Source organism: Streptococcus suis (assembly GCF_002960445.1).
Classification (GTDB): Bacteria; Bacillota; Bacilli; order Lactobacillales; family Streptococcaceae; genus Streptococcus; species Streptococcus hyiners.
In genome coordinates this window covers 1-265 of the sequence record NZ_POJD01000012.1, presented here as the reverse complement: position 1 = coordinate 265, position 265 = coordinate 1, and the positions used below count along the sequence as shown (strand labels likewise).

The following is a 265-nucleotide window of genomic DNA, read 5'->3' as shown; positions in this document are numbered from 1 at the left end:
AATAACAGCTCCGTCTTATCATCCATCGCTGTATTTGCAGGATTCAGAATAATATTACGAATTTCTTCTGCAATAGCCACCCCACCTGGCTCTCTAGTTGTGACTACTTCTGGCCCCAATTCCTGCAAGGCTGGCAATAACTGTTGCAATACCGTTGTTTTCCCTGCCCCATCCGGACCTTCAAATGTAATAAAAAAACCGTTTCTCATCTTTCCCTCGCTCTTAGTACCAGTATGCACAGTTCAGCACTTCACTTGTGAAGACT

1 protein-coding gene is annotated in these 265 nt (G+C 44.2%); it reads right to left on the bottom strand.

Translation table 11 applies throughout. The annotated features are described in order from the left end of the window. Positions 1–209: dTMP kinase (locus C1G53_RS00050; RefSeq protein WP_269087974.1), on the bottom strand; the 209-nt coding region annotated here is incomplete at its 3' end. Between the last annotated feature and the right edge of the window lie 56 nt (positions 210–265).